A 19,951-nucleotide genomic window follows, 5' to 3' on the forward strand; every position below is an offset into this window, starting at 1 on the left:
AACTTTATTGTTATTCTCCAATGATATGAAAAGTTGTAAACTCCTTATCCACAATTAAATAATTATCATTTTCTAAAGTAAAACTATCAAATGGGACTTCTACGTTATCGATTTCAATCGCCTTTACTTTAAATGGTAATCCAATAAGATTTATTTTGTATTTAGAATAATTCGTATCGTATTTTCCTTCTTTATGCAATTGGATAATCAATTCTTTCTCTTTACCGGTTGTTTGAAACGATAAGAAGCTGTATCTCCCTTTTTTGTAATCATACCCATCTTGAGCATCCTCATACACGACAGATTTTTCTTTTCCTTCTTTGTAATAAATATCTAAAGTCAACTCGTCAAATTCTAACTCACCTACAAATTGTTGCACTGGATATTTAGGAATAATTGCTCCCGCCTTCACAAAAATTGGAATCTGATCGAATTTAGTGTCTACCCAAATTTCTTTTCCCCCTTTTACCACTTCATTTGTCCAATAATTATACCACTGTCCACGAGGAATATACATTCTTCGTCCCAAAGAATTTGGTTCTAAAATAGGACAAACTAGTATTTGATTTCCAAAAACAAATTCATCATTTCTGTAATGTGTTTGAATATCTTCCTGATCATAATAAACCAATGGTTTGAGCATTGGAATTCCTTCCTCAATATACTGCCAAAACATCGTATATAAATAAGGTAATAATTGATATCTCAAGTTGACAAACTTTCTGGTGATATCGATAACTTCTTCATCAAATGCCCATGGTTCTTGATCTCCATGATCTCCTGAAGAGTGTGTTCTACAAAATGGATGAAAAACGCCCAATTGAATCCAGCGTGCATATAGCTCACCTGAAGGTTGCTCTGCAAATCCACCAATATCAGATCCTGTGAAACCCATTCCCGAAATAGACATGCGTTGTACCTGAATATTTGCTATCCACAAATGTTCCCAAGTGGCCACATTATCTCCGGTCCAGGACGATGTGTAACGCTGTGCGCCTGCATACGCTGATCTTGTTATTACAAAAGGTCTTTTTGGATACGCAAAACGTTTTACACCGTGGTAAGTAGCTCTGGCCATTTGTGTGCCGTAAATATTGTGCGCTTTTCTATGGCTACAAGGATTTCCATCATAATCGTGACGTACATCCATAGGAAACGTTTTATTAGGAACCTCCATAACGGCAGGTTCGTTCATATCATTCCAAACGCCTTTTACCCCAATATCTGATATTAATTCTTTGAATAATCCTGCCCACCATTCTCTTACCGCAGGATTTGTATAATCCGGGAAATTACATTCTCCCGGCCAAACTTTCCCTTTCATGTATGGACCATCAGCTCTTTTACAGAAATAATCTTTTTCTAAAGCTTCTTTATAAATTGAATATTCTTTGTCAATCTTGATTCCCGGATCAATAATTACCACAGTTTTGAAACCATCCTCAGCTAATTCAGCCACCATTCTTTTAGGATTGGGAAAATATTCTTTGTTCCAGGTGAAACATCGAAAACCTTCCATATAATCAATATCCAAATACAAAGCATCACAAGGAATTTTCAATTCTCTGAATTTGGCAGCAACTTCTTTTAAATTACTTTCTGGATAGTAACTCCATTTACATTGGTGATATCCAAGTGCCCAAAGCGGCGGTAGCTCTGGTTTACCCGTTAGATGAGTATAGGTTGTAACGACATCCTGCATTTCAGGACCGTAAATGAAGTAATAATTCATTTCTCCTCCTTCAGCCCAAAAACTGGTAACGTTTCTTCGTTCGTGACAAAAATCAAAATAGGTTCTAAAAGTATTATCAAAGAAAATACCGTACGATTGTTTGTTTTGTAATCCAATATAAAACGGAACTACTTTGTACAAAGGTTCTTGGTCTTTTTGAAAAGCATATTGATCTGTAGCAAAATTTTCCAGTCTCTTACCTTTAAGGTTCAGTTGAGTTGCTTTATCGCCAAGTCCGTAAAAACATTCTCCATCTTTAGAAGCTTTACTCATTTTTACGATATTTCCACCATATTCATAGCTTTCTTCCCAATGAAATCCCAACTCATCTTCTAAAATAATAGTGTCCTCTAAATCAAAAATAGACAATCTCATGTCACTTTTTTGAATCCTGCACTTTACCTTACTGGTTTTAATCTGATAATAATCCTCTACTTCTGAAACTTCCAGATGATTATATCCATGGGAATGATTTTTATCTACAGCATAAGAAAAATCATTGCTGAAATACCCTTTTGTAGTAAATCTAAACCGAATTAAACTATCTCTTAATACAGTTACTTTTAATATGACACTATTATCAGTATGGAAACTTATCGTATCAACTTCATGCTCAAAAGAGACTATTTTAGTAGGATATAAATCTCCTTTATATTCTAATTCTGTATTTGTAATCATATTTTATGGTATTTACTTTAATCTTTATATAAAATTCAAACTTACAAAATTACTTGGTAAACTGTTAAATATGTAGATTTTATTCACGATAACGTTGTAGTTTGTTTCAATGTAACAATCAACTATATATAATAATGGTTTCCATTATAAATGAAAACCATTAGTTATGCTTATCTATAAAAGAACAATTTTATGCTTATGAAATTTTAAAAACAGTAACACTTAAAGGTGGCAAAAGTAATTCTGTTGAATAATCTCTTCCATCATAAGGCATCGCTTCAATTGCAATTTTATTCGCGTTTGAAACTCCGCTTCCTCCATAATCTGAAGCGTCACTATTAAAAATTTCTGTCAATTTTCCTTTTTTGGGTAAACCAATACGATAATTAGGTCGCACTACTTGCGTAAAATTACAAACTATAATGACGTCATTTTTTGGATTATTTCCTTTTCGAATGAAGGACATTACCGCGTTTTGATGATCGGAATAATTAATCCATTCAAAACCATCTGCACTGAATTGTTTTTCATGCAAGGCAGGTTGGGTTTTATATAATTTGTTTAAATCCGTTATTAATTTTTTGACTCCTGCATGAAAAGGATATTGTAAAAGATGCCAATCTAAACTTCCTTCAAAATTCCACTCGCTACTTTGTCCAAATTCGCAACCCATAAACAACAATTTAGTTCCGGGATGCATAAACATATAGCCATAGAGTAATCGTAGATTCGCAAATTTTTGCCATTCATCTCCAGGCATTCTTCCTGCAATAGATTTTTTTCCGTAAACTACTTCATCGTGAGAAAGCGGAAGCATAAAATTTTCCGAAAAAGTATACGTCATCGAGAAAGTCAAATCATTTTGATGGTATTTTCTATATACGGTATCTTTCTGAAAATATTCTAACGTATCGTGCATCCAACCCATCATCCATTTCATTCCAAAACCTAAACCACCTATAGATGTAGGTCTGGAAACCATCGGGAAGGATGTACTTTCTTCGGCAATGGTTTGTACGCCTTCATAATTAGAATAAACAGCTTCATTAAATTCTTTCAGAAAACTGATCGTGTCCAAATTTTCTCTTCCACCATAAATATTAGGTTCCCATTCACCATCATTTCTAGAATAATCCAAATACAACATCGAGGCAACAGCATCTACGCGCAACGCATCGGCGTGATAATGATGCAGCCAAAACAAAGCATTGCTTATTAAAAAGGAGCGAACTTCATTTCGACCATAATTAAAAACTAAACTTTTCCAATCAGGATGATAGCCTTTTCTTCGATCCGGATGTTCAAAAAGATTTGATCCGTCAAAAAATCCTAAACCATGCGCATCATCAGGAAAATGAGAAGGAACCCAGTCGAGAATTACTCCAATTCCTGCTTCGTGCAATTTGTCTACTAAATGCATGAATTCTTGGGGATTCCCAAAACGGGAAGTTGGTGCAAAATACCCCACTAATTGATATCCCCAAGACGGATCGTACGGATATTCCATTATTGGCATGAACTCTACATGCGTAAAGCCGGTTTCTTTTATATAATTTACTAAATCTTCGGCAAATTCAAGATAGGTTAGAAAACGATTATCATTGGCATGACGTTTCCATGATCCTAAATGGACTTCGTAAACTGAGTAAGGCTTGTCAAGACCGTTGTGATTTTGACGCGTTTCCATCCAGTTTTTATCCTTCCATTTATAATCTAAATCCCAAACTACTGAAGCCGTATGTGGAGGTTTTTCGCAGTAAAAAGCAAAAGGATCTGCTTTCTCAGTAACTATACCGCCATTATTAGATTGTATCTTATATTTGTAGGTTGTCCCTTTTTTGACATTTGGAATAAAACCTTCCCAAATTCCGGATGAATCCCAACGAACTTCTAACAAATGTTCGCCTTGTGTCCAAAAGTTGAAATCCCCAACTACCGATACCGAATGTGCCGTAGGAGCCCAAACTGCAAAATAAACGCCGTCAGCTCCGTCAACTGAAATAAGATGTGCTCCAAGTTTTTCGTAGAGACGGAAATGTTTTCCAGCTTTAAATAAGTCGATATCGAAATCGGTAAAAAGAGAATGCGTAATTACTTTACTCATATAATAATTGTATAATTCTACCTTTTAGAAATAGAATATTATTTTTAAGAAAAAACAGTTTAAAAATTTATTTTATGATGTAATTATCCGGTATAACTGCTCCTTTTTTAATAACAACAATTCCGTCTTTTATGGCATACAATTCATTCGAGAAATCTTCTAAATGGTTTCCACCGTTGATGTAAACATCATTCCCAATTCGACAGTTTTTATCCACTAGAGCATTGCTTATAAAACATCTTTCTCCAATTCCCACTAGTTGTTTCCCGGTTTTAAGATCTTCATTCATATCATCTATATTCTGATAAAAATCATTCCCCATTACATAACAATTCTGAATGATTGTTCCTTCACCAATTCTTGATCGAATTCCAATCACAGATCGATTTATTTCTTTTGCATTTAAAATACAACCTTCCGAAATTAATGATTTATCAATCATTGTTTTTTGGAATTTGGACGGCGGGAGTAATCTAGGTCTGGTGAAAATTTTATTATCGTTATCAAATAAATTAAATTTTGGTAAGTCATCAGTTAACCCAATATTTGCTTCAAAAAATGAATCAATATTACCAATGTCTGTCCAATATCCTTCATATTGGTAACTTAAAATCTTTTTGTTTCCTACAGCATGCGGAATAATTTCTTTACCAAAATCTTTGGTTTCTTTGTTAGACATGATATCTATCAACAATTTTCTGTTGAAAATATAGATTCCCATCGAAGCTAAATAATGTTTGCCTTCGCTTTTCATTTGTTCACTTACATCTGATTCCCAATCTGGCAATAATTCCTTCGCGGGTTTTTCAATAAAAGATTCAATACAACTTTCGGAGTTTGTTTTCAAAATTCCAAATTCAGGCGCATCTTTTGCATTTACGGGTAATGTCGCAATGGTAATATCAGCTTCTCTCTTGATATGTTCCTCTACCATATCATTGAAATCCATTTGGTACAACTGATCCCCGGAAAGTATCAAGGCATAATCAAAATCATGATTCAAGAAATGAGGCATACATTGTCTTACGGCATCAGCAGTACCTTGAAACCAAGTTGGGTTATCAGGAGTTTGCTCAGCTGCAAGAATATCAACAAAAGCATGACTAAAAATACTAAAGTTATACGTGTTTTTTATGTGCGCATTTAAGGAAGCCGAATTAAATTGTGTCAATACAAACATTCTGTAAATATCTGAATTCATGCAATTTGATATTGGAATATCAACCAATCTATATTTTCCCCCTATCGGTACAGCAGGTTTTGATCTCGTTTCTGTCAAAGGATATAATCTGGAACCTTGCCCACCACCTAAAATTATTGCAATAACATTTTTCTTTTTGGCTTTCATTTCTTGTTAATTATTAGTTTGTACATTTCTATATATTCCTGACAAACACGTTCCCAAGAATGGTCGGTGTTCATTCCAATTTTTCTAATTTCATTCAGATGTTTTTTATCATCATATAAATTTACTGCGCGCTGAATCGAGTAACAAATATCACCAACTGTGGCTTGATCATGACAAATCCCATTTCCGTCATCGCCAAAATCAACTACAGTATCCCGCAATCCGCCCGTTCGACGTACAATGGGAATTGTCCCGTAACGCAAGGAATACATTTGGTTCAAACCACAAGGTTCTACTCTGGAAGGCATTAGCAAAAAATCAGAACCAGCATAAATTAAGTGCGCTAATTCTTCGTTATAACCAATAAATGTGTTGTAATTCCCTTTGTAATCTTGTAGCAAACTATTCAACTGATTTTCTATGGCAGTATTTCCTGAGCCTAAAATCAATATATTTATTTGCTGATAATTCTCTGATAAGGCTAGAGCGGCCGCATGTGGCAATAAATCGCCTCCTTTTTCCTCTAATAGTCTTCCAATGAAACTAAAAAGTGGTTTTGTTGGATCTAAATTAAAAAGGTTGCACAATTTATCTTTGTTTTCTTGTTTTCCTTTTTCAAAATTTTTAATCGAATAATTTTTTTCCAGCATCATATCCTTGGCCGGATCCCAAACCTCAATATCGATTCCGTTTAGAATTCCTTTGGATTTATAGCGTACCAAATTAAATAAGGATTCCAATCCATTTGAAGAATAATTGATTTCGTTTAGATAACTTGGCGAAACAGTAGTTACAGCCCAAGCACATTTTACAGCAACTGCCAATGAATTAATGCAATTATCCCATTCTAAAACTTTTACATGCGCTAAATCAAATTCGGGTAAATAATACAATTTATCAAATCCAAACTGACCTTGATACAAACCATTATGAATCGTAATCATAGACGGTGTATTGCGCAGTTTTTCATATTTATGGCAGTACAACATCATAAATGGAATCAAACCTGTGTGATGATCGTGACAATTGATAACATCTGGAATGTCTTTTCTACCAATTATCCAATCCAAAGCGGCAATTTGGAAAGACAAAAATCGTTCAATATCATCTTTATATCCATAAACATCTTTTCTATCAAACAATTCTGGAATTTCGACCAAATACAATTCAAATCCAAGGTGGTCCGTTTTTTCTTTTAAAATATTGAAAGGAAAATTAAAATTACCCAATTTTACATGACCCCAATGAACACATTCAAAATCATTATCCTTCCTGAATTTGGTGTCGTAACATGGCATAACGACTCTTACTAAATGTCCTGCATTGTTTTGATATTTTGGTAACGCGCCAACCACATCTGCTAAACCTCCTACTTTTGCAACAGGATAACACTCTGCACTGATATGAAATATTTCCATATATGAAATTTTGATGTTTTTGAGTATTGTAATACTACTCGATTAATTACTAATATTTCCGTCTTTTATGTTAATACCCATAAAAACTTTATAAAAAATACTACTTTTATGTTTTTCTAAATTTACTAAAAAAATTATAATATTATAACCCGCTTGAAAATTTATTGAAATGACAAAAAAATCTGCTAATCATACCCAATCATTGAAAATTCCTAAGATTATTTTATTAACCAGTAAATTAATCTCTTTTATTTCGCCAAAATTAATTACATTATTTGCTGCTAAACTATTTACAACACCTATAAAACATAAAATTCCAAAACGAGAATTAGAAATGGATAGAAACAGTCTCCAAAAATTAGTTTCGATTCCTGCAATTGGCAAAGAAGTTGTTGTGTACGAATATGGCAAAAGCGAGAAGAAAGTTTTGTTGGTACACGGTTGGTCAGGTCGAGGAACACAATTATTCAAAATAGCCGACGAATTGCTCAAAGTAGGATACTCAACCCTTAGTTTTGATGCTCCAGCCCACGGAAAATCACCAGGAAAAGATACTATCATGGTCGATTTTATCGCTACAATTTTAGAAATAGAAAAGCAATTTGGTCCCTTCGAAGCTGCAATCGGTCATTCATTGGGTGGAATGTCCGTATTAAATGCAATAAAAAAAGGTTTAAAAGTAAACTATGCTGTAGTTATTGGCAGTGGCGATATCGTTGAAGATATTATAGATGATTTTGTGGCAAAATTAGAACTCAAACCAACTGTAAGCACTCTTTTGCGTTTGCATTTCGAAAAAAAATACGGAGAGAAAATGAACAGTTATTCTGCTTTTTTGGCTGCAAAAGAAACAGCGATTCCAGTTTTAGTAATTCATGATAATAATGACCCTGAAGTTCCTGTAAAAGCGGGAATTCATATTCATAAGTATCTAAAAAATGGGGAGTTACTATTAACCGATGGTTTAGGGCATCGCAAAATTCTTGGCAATTCTAAAGTAATTGAAAAAACGGTTCAATTCATTCAAAATAAATAGAACTTAACATTTTATAATTAGTAAAAAAAATAGATCATGAAATATCCTTTAGAAAAAACAGAACAAGAATGGAAAGAACAATTGGGAGAAGAACGTTACCGAATTCTTAGACAAAAAGGAACAGAATATCCTCATACGGGAACTTATAATTTACATTACGAAAAAGGAACTTATTGTTGCGGTGCTTGCGGAGAACCTTTATTTGAAAGTAATTCAAAATTTGATGCACATTGCGGTTGGCCTTCATTTGATGAATCCATTCCTGGAAAAGTAAAATACATATCAGATGTTTCTCATGGCATGAAACGTACCGAAATCTTGTGCGCTAATTGCGGCAGTCATTTAGGACATGTATTTGATGACGGACCTACAAAAACCGGACAACGTTATTGCGTAAACTCTTTATCAGTAGACTTTAAAGAATAGTATGATGGACTTATTTGGGAATTCTACTGATTGGACTGAAAAACTAAAACCTATCCTAACGAAATATAAAGGACAAAAACATCCGCTGGAGTACCATAATTTGTATCAACTTATGGTTATGGTGGTACTTTCGGCTCAGGATTCTGATGCTAATATCAATAAAATTGCTCCTGCTTTATTTGATGCATATCCAAATATGGAAAGTTTAGCCGTTGCTAATGAGGAAGCATTATTTCCGTATATTTCTGAAGTGAGGAATTTTGGAACCAAAGCAAAATGGCTTTTGGAAATAGCGAAAACAGTTCAAAATGATGCAAATATTCCACTGACAATGGAAGGTTTAGTTGCATTAAAAGGAATTGGAAGAAAATCAGCCAACGTAATTATGCGAGAAGCAAAAATTCCAGCAGAGGGAATTATAGCCGATTTACATGTTATCAGAGTTGCACCCAGAATTGGATTAATCTCAGAAACTAAAGACGGAATTAAAGCCGAAAAACAGTTGATGCAAGTGCTTCCAAAAGAAATCTGGGGCGAAATTGGGATGGCTATTTCATTTTTAGGAAGAGAAATTTGCCGCCCACAACCTAAATGTCCAGAATGTCCTATTAATACGATTTGTCAGTATTATAAAAAAATAAAAGGGTAAAAAGTGAAGTACTTATTACCCTTTTAAAATATTTTTTTTATAAAAAAGAAGGCTTAAAGTTAGGTTTTAAACGCTTTTTAGACGCTTGTTCATAAGCAAATCCTAATCCTATTAATTCACCTTCTGTATATGGTTTTCCAAAAAATGACAACCCAACAGGCAAATCATAAGCCAGTCCGCAAGGAACTGTAATATGCGGATAACCACTTGCCGCAGCTGGCGAAGTCAATGAATAACTGCCCCAACGATCGCCGTAAATCATATCAATACTGCATGACGGTCCCATAGTTATTCCGCAAATAGCATCTAATTTATTTGCTTTAAAAACAGCATTTAAAATACTTTTACTTCCTTCAAAACTCGCAGTCAATGCTTCTGTATATTTTTTATCATCAAGTCCTTTTTTTGCATTAGAACTCTCCAATGTTTCTTGTTTAAAATACGGCATTGCTTTATCTTCATTAGCAATATTAAAATCAATGACTTCTTTTAAATTTTTCACTTTTGCATTGGCTGTAGCCAAGTAGCTATTCAATCCGTCTTTAAATTCATATTGCAAAACTTCAAATTCAGCCTGACCTGCAGCATTAATTTTATCTAAATAATCGATTTCAACAATGGTAGCACCTTGCTTTTTGAGCAGGTTTATAGCAACAGTAAAAAGTGCGTTAATATATTTATTATTTCCCTGTGGTTTTTTCTCAATACCAATGCGTTTGCCTTTCAAAGCATTGGCATCTAAAAACGTTGTGTAATCCGTCTGTGATTTTCCTTTACTTTCGAGAGTTACTGAATCATCTTCGTCAATCGCCGTTATTGCTGCTAGTAAAATAGCTGCATCAGTTACCGTTCTCGCCATTGGACCGGCCGTATCTTGCGTTTTTGATATTGGAATAATTCCAGAGCGGCTAACCAAACCTACTGTCGGTTTAATACCCACAATTCCATTTACCGATGCTGGACACACAATAGAACCGTCGGTTTCAGTTCCAACAGCAACTACACAAAGATTCGCTGAAACTGCAGCTCCTGATCCAGCACTTGAACCACATGGATTGTGATCTAAAATGTACGGATTTTTAGTCTGCCCACCTCTGCTGCTCCATCCGGAACACGACTGGGTCGAACGAAAATTAGCCCATTCACTTAAATTTGTTTTCCCAATGATTATAGCTCCGGCTTCTCTGAGCTTTTTTACCACAAAAGCATCTTTTGAAGCAATATTCCCTTCCATTGCAAGAGAACCAGCCGTTGTTTGCATTTTATCTGCAGTGTCTACATTGTCTTTTATTAAAACAGGAATTCCATGTAAAGGTCCTCTGATTTTGCCTGCCTTGAACTCTTTATCCATTGCAACTGCAATAGCAACTGCATCAGGATTAATTTCGATAACCGAATTCAATTGTAGTCCAGAAGCATCAATAGCTTCGATGCGTTTCAAGTACAACTGAACTAATTGTTCCGAAGTATATTTTCCAGAAGTTAATTTCTCCCTTAAACTCCCGATTGTTTCTTCGTCCAATTCAAAGGCTTCATTAGTCTCTTCGACTGATACTGTTTCTTTGTCCTTTTTCTTTGTATTTGAAGTACAACCAGTAATCAAAAGTGTGGTTAAACCTGCTGAGGCAAGTGTTGCAGTGGTTAAAAAAGATCTTCTTTTCATAGGTTAAATCATTTATTTGGCTAAAAATTCGCATAATAATGCCCTAAATTAGTTTTTTTTCGCTAAAAACAAGACGCTGTTAATTGGAACAAATGTTAAAGTTTAGTTTGTGTGCTGAATGGAATAAAATTTAAAATTCCTTAACATAGAAAAACGAAACTAAAATGGAAATCAAAAATTGACAGATACCTATATAAATATAGCCTCTGTGATTTATTATTTAAAGTCTTCTCTGAATTACTTTTTAAAATATGCTAAAAATATTTACAACACAAACCAAATAGTTTCTTGTAATTATGTGTTCTCCTATTTTTTTTCACTTTTTCTGAAGTTTTCAAACATTAAATCAATAGTATAGAAATTATTTTTTTCACAAGTTTATCCATGTAAAATCACTTTATAAATACCGTTTAAATAACTGACTTTAACTAAAAATAGATGATTTCGTAAACGAGTATTTTTTAATGTCTTTTTTACTGCTGCCAAGTTTCTTATATTTGCTAACTTTTGCAATATGTAACGCTTTAAAATAGGCGAAACCTCAAAGCATTGGTAACACAATTATTTTTTGTGATAATTTATTACAAAATATTGTCCCTGATTGCCTGAGTTTAGTTAGCAATCTAAATTTACAAATACAGAATATCGTTCTAAGGAACGCTTAAAATTATAACATATATGACAAATAATATTCTAATTGAAAATCAATATAAAAGAACCAGTTTATTTGAAAAAGAAAATGTAAACTATTTAGTTCGCATTTTAAAAAGATTCAATACCGTCCCAAAGATAAATAACATCAATATTATTACGTCGACTAGTGAGCCTACTGTTTTCAAAATTGTTCCTAATAAATCAATTATAATTGGTTCCTCCTTTTTGAACAAACCCATTTTAGCTTTAGTCTATTTAAGATATGGGATCGAATGGCAGCTATGGTATAAAGCTTTGAACACCGAGAAAAAAGATGTTGTTTTATGTGATATTGCAGCTCTTGAAGTGATCAGAATATTTTATAATTTACTGCCAAAAGATGATAAAGAAAAATTAGAAAATCTTGATTATGTTCTAGTTAATTTAATCAAAAATGATATTTATCTAAATGCTGAATCTTCATTACTAAACGAAGAGCTTCAGTCTTTTCATGGTATGAAAAATTCTAACATTGAACTCAAAGAATCTTGGAAACCTATTGTCGAAAATCTTGCAAAACCTACAGAATATATGTTGATGTCTGGCGGTGATCTTAGATTGAATATCGACGAGATTCATTTGCTAAACAAATACGGATGTCGCCCATTCCCAAGACCTGATGCATTTACCTTTGCTTCGTCTACGGCATCGAGCGTTTCTAATTTTGCTTTTGATAAAACAGATAAAGTGAGAAGTATATTGATTAGAAATAGCTTGAAAAAAGGTTTTCAAGAAACTACGATCGAGTTTTCTGAATTGCTGAAAAATAACCTGAGACATATATTTAAATTAAATGAGGAATGTGAAATAATTTTTTCACCATCCGGTACTGATTCTTCACTTCAAATAGCAGCCATAACGCAAATTATTTCCGATAAAGAAATTACACATATTCTGGTTGCCTCTGATGAAACTGGTAGTGGTGTAGCTGCGGCCTTAAAAGGGTGTCATTTTGAAAATACTACTGCTTTAAATTATCCAATTAAAAAAGACACTAAAATTGAAGGTTTTAGAGATGTTGATTTAATACAAATTCCTTTTAGAGATGAAAATGGAGCATTAAAATCTTCTGCTCAATTAGATCAGGAAGTATTTGATGCCGTTATTAAGACCAAAAATCAAGGCAGGCACATCGTATTACATACTATGGACCAATCAAAACTAGGGTATCAATCTCCTAGCGACGAATTTATTAAAAAACTAAATACACTTGAAGATTTATCAATTCAAATAATTGTAGATGGTTCACAGTTACGATTAGATCCAAAAGACATACAAAATTATTTAAATAAAGGATATATTGTTACCATAACGGGGAGTAAATTCTTCACTGGCCCTCCATACTGCGGTGCATTAATTTTACCTCAAAGTGTCAATAAATTAATTCAATCTGTAAAAAACACATTACCCAAAGGCTTAACCCAATATTATAATCGTTCTGATTGGCCGACTTCCTGGTTTTGTTCCACTGAATTATCTGACGGCTATAACTATGGTTCCTATATGCGCTGGAATGCTGCAGTGGTTGAAATGGACAGGTATTACAAAACACCTATTTTATATCGAAATATGGGTATTGAGATGTTTTGCAATTTTGTGGATGACTCCATAAAAGAAGCTACTTTTTTACAGCCTATTTATGGGGACGAAACTAAAACCAAGAGCTACAGCAGTAAAGAATTTGGAATAAGAAATATACGTACCATTTTTCCTTTCTTTATTTTTAAAAACAATGAAGTCTTATCTGTTGATAAAGTAAAGAAATTATACACTTTATTAAATTCTGATTTATCGGATCAGTTTGAAGGGTCCTCTTTAGAAATCATTCGTCTTGCTGCCCAAAAATGTCATATTGGTCAAGCAGTTAATGTAAAATATACTAATGAAATTGAAAGTGCTATTTTAAGAATTAGTTTGGGCGCGAGAGTTATTTCTGAAAGTTGGGTCAATAGAGATATTAGCCTCTTTTTTAGAAATATAGAATTACAAATGAGTCAGATCACAATCACTATTAAAAAAATTGAATTGATACTTAATAATCCTGAATTATTGGATTAAATAAAAAAGTATTCTTATTTAAACTCAATAAAAAAGTCCCATTCGCAAAAGCAGATGGGACTTTTTCATGTATAATTTTCAACTTATTTTATCATTTCAATTTTTTGAACTTCTTCTTCGTTGATGCTGTCAAAGAAACCTTGTTCGTTCATCCAATCATCGCTAAATACTTTACTCATGTAACGAGAACCATGATCAGGGAAAATTGCGATTACATTACTGTTGGCGTCAAATTCACCTTCTTCTGCATATTGTCTTATCGCTTGCATCACTGCTCCTGAAGTATATCCAACAAATAAACCTTCTTTTCTAGTGATTTCTCTGGCAGCATGAGCGCTTTCCTCATCCGTCACTTTCATGAACTTATCAATAATATCAAAATCCGTTGCAGATGGAATTAAATTTTTCCCCAGACCTTCTATTCTGTATGGATAAATTTCATCATTATCAAATTCTCTGGTTTCATGATATTTTTTCAATACTGAACCAAAAGCATCCACGCCAAGAATTCTAATATTTGGATTTTGTTCTTTTAGGTATTTTGCAGTTCCTGAAATAGTACCACCTGTACCACTACAAGCAATTAAGTGTGTAATTGCTCCGTTAGTTTGTTTCCAAATTTCCGGACCGGTAGACTTATAATGCGCATCAACATTCAACTCATTGAAATACTGATTAATATAAACAGAACCTTTCGTTTCTTCGTGCAAACGTTTGGCTACGTTATAATAAGAACGCTCATCATCAGCAGAAACATGCGCAGGACAAACGTACACTTTAGCACCTAAGCTGCGAAGCATATCTATTTTATCTTTAGATGATTTAGAACTAACGGCAAGAATGCAGTTGTAGCCTTTTATGATACTGACCATTGCTAAACTAAAACCAGTATTACCGGAAGTGGTTTCAATTATGGTATCACCCGGAGATAAAATACCTTTCTTTTCAGCTTCTTCAATTATGTATAATGCTATTCTATCTTTTGAGGAATGTCCTGGATTAAAAGCTTCTACTTTAGCGTAAAAATTTCCTTCTAAATTTTCAGTTACCTTATTTAGCTTAATAAGCGGAGTATTACCTATTAATTCTAAGACATTATTATAAGCTGTTATTTCTTTTTTCATAAAAAAATAGTTAGTCGTGGCAATTTTTCATTAAACACGAATGTTGCAAATTTAACAAAAAAATCTGATTAGTTTTTAATTCCTTCTAAATCTAATAAGAAACTATATTCCTTTGCTAATTCCTTTAGAGCTTCAAATCGTCCTGAAGCACCACCGTGACCGGCATCCATATTCGTATTAAGATATAAAACAGTATCATTTGTTTTTAGGGTTCGTAGCTTTGCAACCCACTTTGCAGGCTCCCAATACTGAACTTGAGAGTCATGAAGTCCGGTAGAAACAAACATATTAGGGTATTTTTGAGCCTTTACATTATCATAAGGCGAATACGACAACATATAATCATACGATTTTTTCTCGTTTGGATTTCCCCACTCGTCATATTCTCCAGTTGTAAGCGGAATAGTATCATCAAGCATCGTGGTAATTACATCGACAAAAGGGACTTGGGCAATTACTCCATTGTACAATTCCGGTGCCATATTGACTACTGCTCCCATTAATAATCCGCCTGCTGAACCGCCTTCGGCATATAAATGTTGTGGTGAAGTATATTTTTCTTTAATCAAAAACTTGGAACAATCAATAAAATCAGTGAATGTGTTTTTCTTTTTCAATAATTTTCCGTCCTCATACCATTGTCTTCCTAAATCTTCGCCACCGCGAATGTGCGCTATGGCAAAAACAAAACCTCGATCCAAAATCGACAAACGTGTTGATGAAAAATAAGAATCCATTGTAACACCGTAAGAACCATAAGCATAAAGCAATACCGGATTATTCCCGTCCTTTTTCAAACCTTTTTTGTACACCATTGAAATGGGCACTTTGGTTCCATCTGTTGCTGTAGCCCAAACACGCTCTTCGATATAATTATTTTTATCAAATTTGCCACCAAGAACTTGTTGCTCTTTCTTGATTTCTTTCTCCTTGGATTTCATATTAAAATCAATAACCGAAGATGGCGTTGCCAAAGATTGGTAACTGTAACGCAAAATATCAGTATCAAAATCTACATTTGTCGTTGTGTAAGCACTATATGTTTCGCTCCCAAAAGGCAAATAATACTCTCCTTCTCCACTCCAAGGCATAATACGAATGTGATTCAAACCATTCGAACGTTCTTCTACAACCAAATAGTTGCTGAAAATCTCAATATCTTCCAGTAAAACATCTTTTCTATGCGCGATTACATCTTTCCAATTTTCTTTTGCAGTAGCGTTCTCCGGCGTTTTCATCAACTTGAAGTTAGTCGCTTTGTCCTTATTGGTCATGATGTAAAAAGAATCACCAAAATGAGAAATACTGTATTCTAATCCGCGAACCCTTGGTTGAAAAACCACAAATTCTCCGTCTGGATTATCCGAATTTAAAATTCTATATTCAGTAGTTAATGTACTTCCAGAACCTATTACAATGTATTTTTTTGATTTTTCTTTGCCTACAGAAACATTGAATGTATCATCTTTTTCATTGAAAACCAATACATCATCGGCAGCATCTGAGGCTAATTTATGTTTGAAAACTTTATCAGAACGCAACGTAACTTTGTCTTGTCTGGTATAAAATATTGTTTTATTATCATTGGCCCAAACCGAACTTCCGGTAGCATTTTCAATCTTATCCGAAAGAATTTCTCCTGTTTCAAGATTTTTAATTTGTATTGTGTAAATACGTCTTCCCACAGTATCGATACCAAAACTCGCAAATTTATTATCTGGACTCACGCTCAAACCGCCTAATTGAAAGTATGTTTGTCCTTTGGCCAAATCATTACAGTTGAATAAAATTTCCTCAGTAGCAGTAAGACTTCCTTTTTTTCGAGAATAAATAGGATAATCTTTTCCCGTTTCAAAACGCGTAATGTAATAATAACCATTGTATAAATAAGGAACCGATTGGTCGTCTTCCTTGATGCGGGCTTTCATTTCTTCGTATAATTCTTTCTGAAAACCTTTCGTATCCGCAGTCATAGCGTCATAATAAGTATTTTCCTGATTCAAATAATCGATTACTTCAGGATTCTCTCTGTCGTTTAACCAAAAATAATTATCAACACGTTTTTGATTGTGTTTTTCTAAAGTTTTTGGAATTATTTTAGCTATTGGAGTTGGAATATTTTTTGACATTTTTTGTGCTTTAATTTTAGTATTTGATGCTGCAAAAATAACACAAAGACAACTGAGGATGAGTTTATTTTTCATGAATATTTTATTGATTATGACTATGCAATATAGTAATTTTGTAAATCAAATTAATTTAAAAAATTAAAACATGGATTTAATGGGAATGATGGGCAAACTTAAAGAGACCCAACAAAAGATAGAAGACACAAAAAAACGTTTAGATACTGTTCTAATTGACGAGCAAAGTACCGATACTTTATTAAAAGTTACTTTGACTGCTAACAGAACTATAAAATCAATCACCATTGACGACACTTTATTAGAAGATAAAGATCAACTGGAAGATTATTTAATTTTAGTATTGAATAAAGCGATTGAAAAAGCGACAAATGTGAATCAGAATGAACTGGATGCCGTTACCAAAATGGATATGCCAATGATTCCTGGAATGGAAGATTTGTTTAAATAAAAAAGTTTAAAGTTTAAGGTTTAACGTTTTTTGATCGCGATAAAAACGTTAAACCTTAAACTTTAAACAAATTCCCTAAGAAGATTTACACTAACTTTTGTAGCGTTTCCAACACATACGTGTGCATTACTTCTTTATAATCAAGGTGCGTAACTATTCGCAGTTTTCCATGACCCATGGAACTGATTAAAATATTTTTTTGTTTCAATAATTCAATTAAATTCTTCTCGATACAATTTGGAACCAGTGTGAATATCAAAATATTAGTTTCAACAGGTTCTACTGATGCAACCCAGCTTACCTTTTTTAAAACTTCTCCTATTTCTTTAGCTCTTCGATGATCTTCAGCGAGACGTTCTATATTATTATCTAGAGCATAAATTCCGGCTGCCGCCAAATATCCTACCTGACGCATTCCGCCACCTAGAATTTTTCGGATACGCAACGCTCTATGAATAGTAGCTTTATCAGCTAACAATACCGAACCAATTGGTGCTCCCAAACCTTTTGACAAACAAACTGAAATGGTATCAAATAATTTCCCAAATGCTTTTGGATCTTGATTTTTGGCTACCAAAGCATTCCAGATTCGGGCACCATCCATGTGAAATTTCAAATTGTTGGCATCACAAACCATCTTTATTTTTTGCAAATCTTCCAGTTCATAACAAGCACCACCGCCTTTATTGGTTGTATTTTCCACACAAACTAAACTCGTTAACGGACTGTGGTAAAATTCCGGATCATTGATCGCTCCAGCCACTTGTTCCGCAGTTATCATTCCGCGATTTCCATCTAACAAACAACACGAAACACCACTGTTAAAGGAAACTCCACCGCCTTCGTAATGATAAACATGCGCATATTTGTCGGCAATCAATTGTTCTCCAGGCTGTGTATGTAGTTTTATCGCCGTTTGATTGGCCATAGTTCCTGAAGGAAAGAAAAGTCCCGCTTCCATTCCGAACATTTCTGCAACCTTTGCTTCAAGTTCAATAACCGTGGGATCTTGTTTGTAAACGTCATCACCTACTACAGCATTCAACATGTGAACCAACATTTCGCGTGAAGGCTTTGTAATCGTATCGCTAATTAAATTTATCTCCATATTATTTTTATTTTTGATAAGGACAAATCACAACTTGCCCCTGCGTAAAATTTTTCTATTTTTGTACCACAAATTTACACAATACCGTTTGTTAATTCCAACTAGTTCCGTTAAAACTAAACTAATTGTAGTACACAACGGCATTTTCGATAAATATTGAAAACAGACCTATCAAATTAATATAATTTTATGACAACTACCGAACAAATTAAAGGTATTGTAGAGCGCCTTGGTGCGTTGAGGAGGTATCTTTGACGTTGATGCCAAGCTAATTGAGATTTCGAACGAAGAAGAGAAAACTTTTGCGCCTGACTTTTGGAACAATGCCAAAGATGCTGAACTCATTGTAAAAAATCTCCGAAACAAGAAAAAGTGGATTGAAGATTACAATAAGGCGGTCGAAATGACTGAAGAATTGCAACTCGCCTATGATTTTTACAAAGAAGGTGAACTAACCGGAGAAGAATTAGACGAACATTACATCGCTACGCAAGCACATATTGAAGCGATCGAATTCAAGAATATGCTTTCGGACGAAGGTGATACATTGAGTGCCGTGGTACAAATAACTGCTGGTGCCGGTGGAACTGAAAGTTGCGATTGGGCCGAGATGCTGATGCGCATGTACATGATGTGGGGTGAAAAATACGGTTACAAAATCAAAGAACTGAATTTCCAGAAAGGAGAAGCAGCAGGTATAAAAACTGTAACCCTTGAGTTTGAAGGTGATTATTCTTTTGGCTATCTAAAGGGAGAAAATGGAGTACATCGATTGGTTCGAATCTCACCGTTTGACAGCAATGCCAAACGTCATACTTCATTCGCTTCAGTATATGTTTATCCACTTGTAGATGACAGTATAGAAATTGAGATAAACCCTGCTGATATCGAGATTACGACTTCGAGATCCAGCGGTGCGGGAGGACAAAATGTAAATAAGGTGGAAACCAAAGTGCAATTGTTTCATAAACCAACCGGAATTCAAATACAATGCTCTGAAACACGTTCCCAGCAAGACAACAGACAACGTGCGATGCAAATGTTACGCTCTCAATTGTATGAAATTGAGTTGAAAAAGAAACAGGCACAACGCGCGGATATCGAAGCAGGAAAAATGAAAATAGAATGGGGTTCCCAAATCAGGAATTATGTAATGCAACCTTATAAATTAGTCAAAGATGTTCGTACTGGATATGAAACCAGTAACGTTGATGGTGTTATGAACGGAGAAATTGACGAATTTCTGAAAGCCTATTTAATGATGATGGGGCAAAAAGAAGAAGAATAAGATATTATTATAAGCACGATTTATAAATTTT

General features: G+C 34.1%; 14 protein-coding genes. 6 read left to right on the forward strand and 8 right to left on the reverse strand.

Annotation, left to right across the window (positions count from 1 at the left end; translation table 11 throughout):
• Positions 1-10 precede the first annotated feature (10 nt).
• The 4 genes from DR871_RS08540 to DR871_RS08555 form a co-directional block, all read right to left on the reverse strand.
• Positions 11-2,410 carry a glycoside hydrolase family 31 protein gene (locus DR871_RS08540; protein WP_113665676.1) on the reverse strand — a complete coding sequence of 800 codons (2,400 nt, stop codon included), beginning with the start codon at positions 2,408-2,410 and terminating at the stop codon, positions 11-13.
• Between the two features lie 196 nt (positions 2,411-2,606).
• Positions 2,607-4,514 carry a 1,4-alpha-glucan branching protein GlgB gene (gene glgB / locus DR871_RS08545; protein ID WP_113665675.1) on the reverse strand — a complete coding sequence of 636 codons (1,908 nt, stop codon included), beginning with the start codon at positions 4,512-4,514 and terminating at the stop codon, positions 2,607-2,609.
• A 67-nt stretch (positions 4,515-4,581) separates the two neighbouring features.
• Entirely contained in the window at positions 4,582-5,862 is a 1,281-nt protein-coding gene (locus DR871_RS08550) for a glucose-1-phosphate adenylyltransferase (RefSeq protein WP_113665674.1), read from the reverse strand.
• Positions 5,859-7,280, reverse strand: coding sequence for a glycogen synthase (locus tag DR871_RS08555; RefSeq protein WP_113665673.1), 1,422 nt, complete (start codon positions 7,278-7,280; stop codon positions 5,859-5,861). Before DR871_RS08555 ends, DR871_RS08550 begins: the two co-directional genes overlap by 4 nt.
• Before the next feature lie 169 nt (positions 7,281-7,449).
• On the opposite strand from DR871_RS08555, the gene DR871_RS08560 reads away from it, so the two are divergent.
• Genes DR871_RS08560 through DR871_RS08570 form a run of 3 tightly spaced genes read left to right on the forward strand, consistent with a single transcriptional unit; the run spans position 7,450 to position 9,391 of the window.
• Positions 7,450-8,316: an alpha/beta fold hydrolase gene (locus DR871_RS08560; protein WP_113665672.1), complete on the forward strand. Its 867-nt coding sequence runs from the start codon at positions 7,450-7,452 to the stop codon at positions 8,314-8,316.
• A gap of 36 nt (positions 8,317-8,352) precedes the next feature.
• Positions 8,353-8,742: a peptide-methionine (R)-S-oxide reductase MsrB gene (gene msrB / locus DR871_RS08565; protein WP_113633934.1), complete on the forward strand. Its 390-nt coding sequence runs from the start codon at positions 8,353-8,355 to the stop codon at positions 8,740-8,742.
• A 1-nt stretch (position 8,743) separates the two neighbouring features.
• Positions 8,744-9,391, forward strand: a complete 648-nt coding sequence (locus DR871_RS08570; RefSeq protein WP_242497089.1) for an endonuclease III domain-containing protein — start codon at positions 8,744-8,746, stop codon at positions 9,389-9,391.
• Between the two features lie 37 nt (positions 9,392-9,428).
• Here the strand turns inward: DR871_RS08570 and DR871_RS08575 are convergent, their stop codons facing one another.
• Positions 9,429-11,054, reverse strand: a complete 1,626-nt coding sequence (locus tag DR871_RS08575; protein ID WP_113665671.1) for an amidase — start codon at positions 11,052-11,054, stop codon at positions 9,429-9,431.
• 678 nt (positions 11,055-11,732) lie between these two features.
• Between DR871_RS08575 and DR871_RS08580 the strand changes: the two genes are divergently transcribed.
• Positions 11,733-13,805, forward strand: a complete 2,073-nt coding sequence (locus tag DR871_RS08580) for a hypothetical protein (RefSeq protein WP_113665670.1) — start codon at positions 11,733-11,735, stop codon at positions 13,803-13,805.
• A gap of 83 nt (positions 13,806-13,888) precedes the next feature.
• Here DR871_RS08580 and DR871_RS08585 read toward each other — a convergent pair whose 3' ends face one another.
• A complete protein-coding gene (locus tag DR871_RS08585; protein WP_113635574.1) occupies positions 13,889-14,929 on the reverse strand; it encodes a PLP-dependent cysteine synthase family protein in 1,041 nt (346 codons plus the stop codon).
• 68 nt (positions 14,930-14,997) lie between these two features.
• On the reverse strand, positions 14,998-17,058 hold the full coding sequence (locus DR871_RS08590; protein WP_113665669.1) for a S9 family peptidase: 2,061 nt from the start codon (positions 17,056-17,058) through the stop codon (positions 14,998-15,000).
• Positions 17,059-17,203: 145 nt separating this feature from the next.
• Between DR871_RS08590 and DR871_RS08595 the strand changes: the two genes are divergently transcribed.
• Positions 17,204-17,524 carry a YbaB/EbfC family nucleoid-associated protein gene (locus tag DR871_RS08595; protein ID WP_113665668.1) on the forward strand — a complete coding sequence of 107 codons (321 nt, stop codon included), beginning with the start codon at positions 17,204-17,206 and terminating at the stop codon, positions 17,522-17,524.
• Between the two features lie 85 nt (positions 17,525-17,609).
• Here the strand turns inward: DR871_RS08595 and DR871_RS08600 are convergent, their stop codons facing one another.
• Positions 17,610-18,632, reverse strand: a complete 1,023-nt coding sequence (locus DR871_RS08600) for a threonine aldolase family protein (protein ID WP_113665667.1) — start codon at positions 18,630-18,632, stop codon at positions 17,610-17,612.
• Between the two features lie 189 nt (positions 18,633-18,821).
• Between DR871_RS08600 and prfB the strand changes: the two genes are divergently transcribed.
• Positions 18,822-19,920 (forward strand): peptide chain release factor 2 gene (gene prfB, locus DR871_RS08605; RefSeq protein WP_113665666.1). Its coding sequence is split into 2 segments (ribosomal slippage): positions 18,822-18,884 and positions 18,886-19,920, totalling 1,098 coding nucleotides; the frame shifts between segments, so codons are not numbered across the junction.
• Positions 19,921-19,951 lie beyond the last annotated feature (31 nt).

The organism is Flavobacterium petrolei (assembly GCF_003314435.2).
GTDB lineage: Bacteria > Bacteroidota > Bacteroidia > Flavobacteriales > Flavobacteriaceae > Flavobacterium > Flavobacterium petrolei.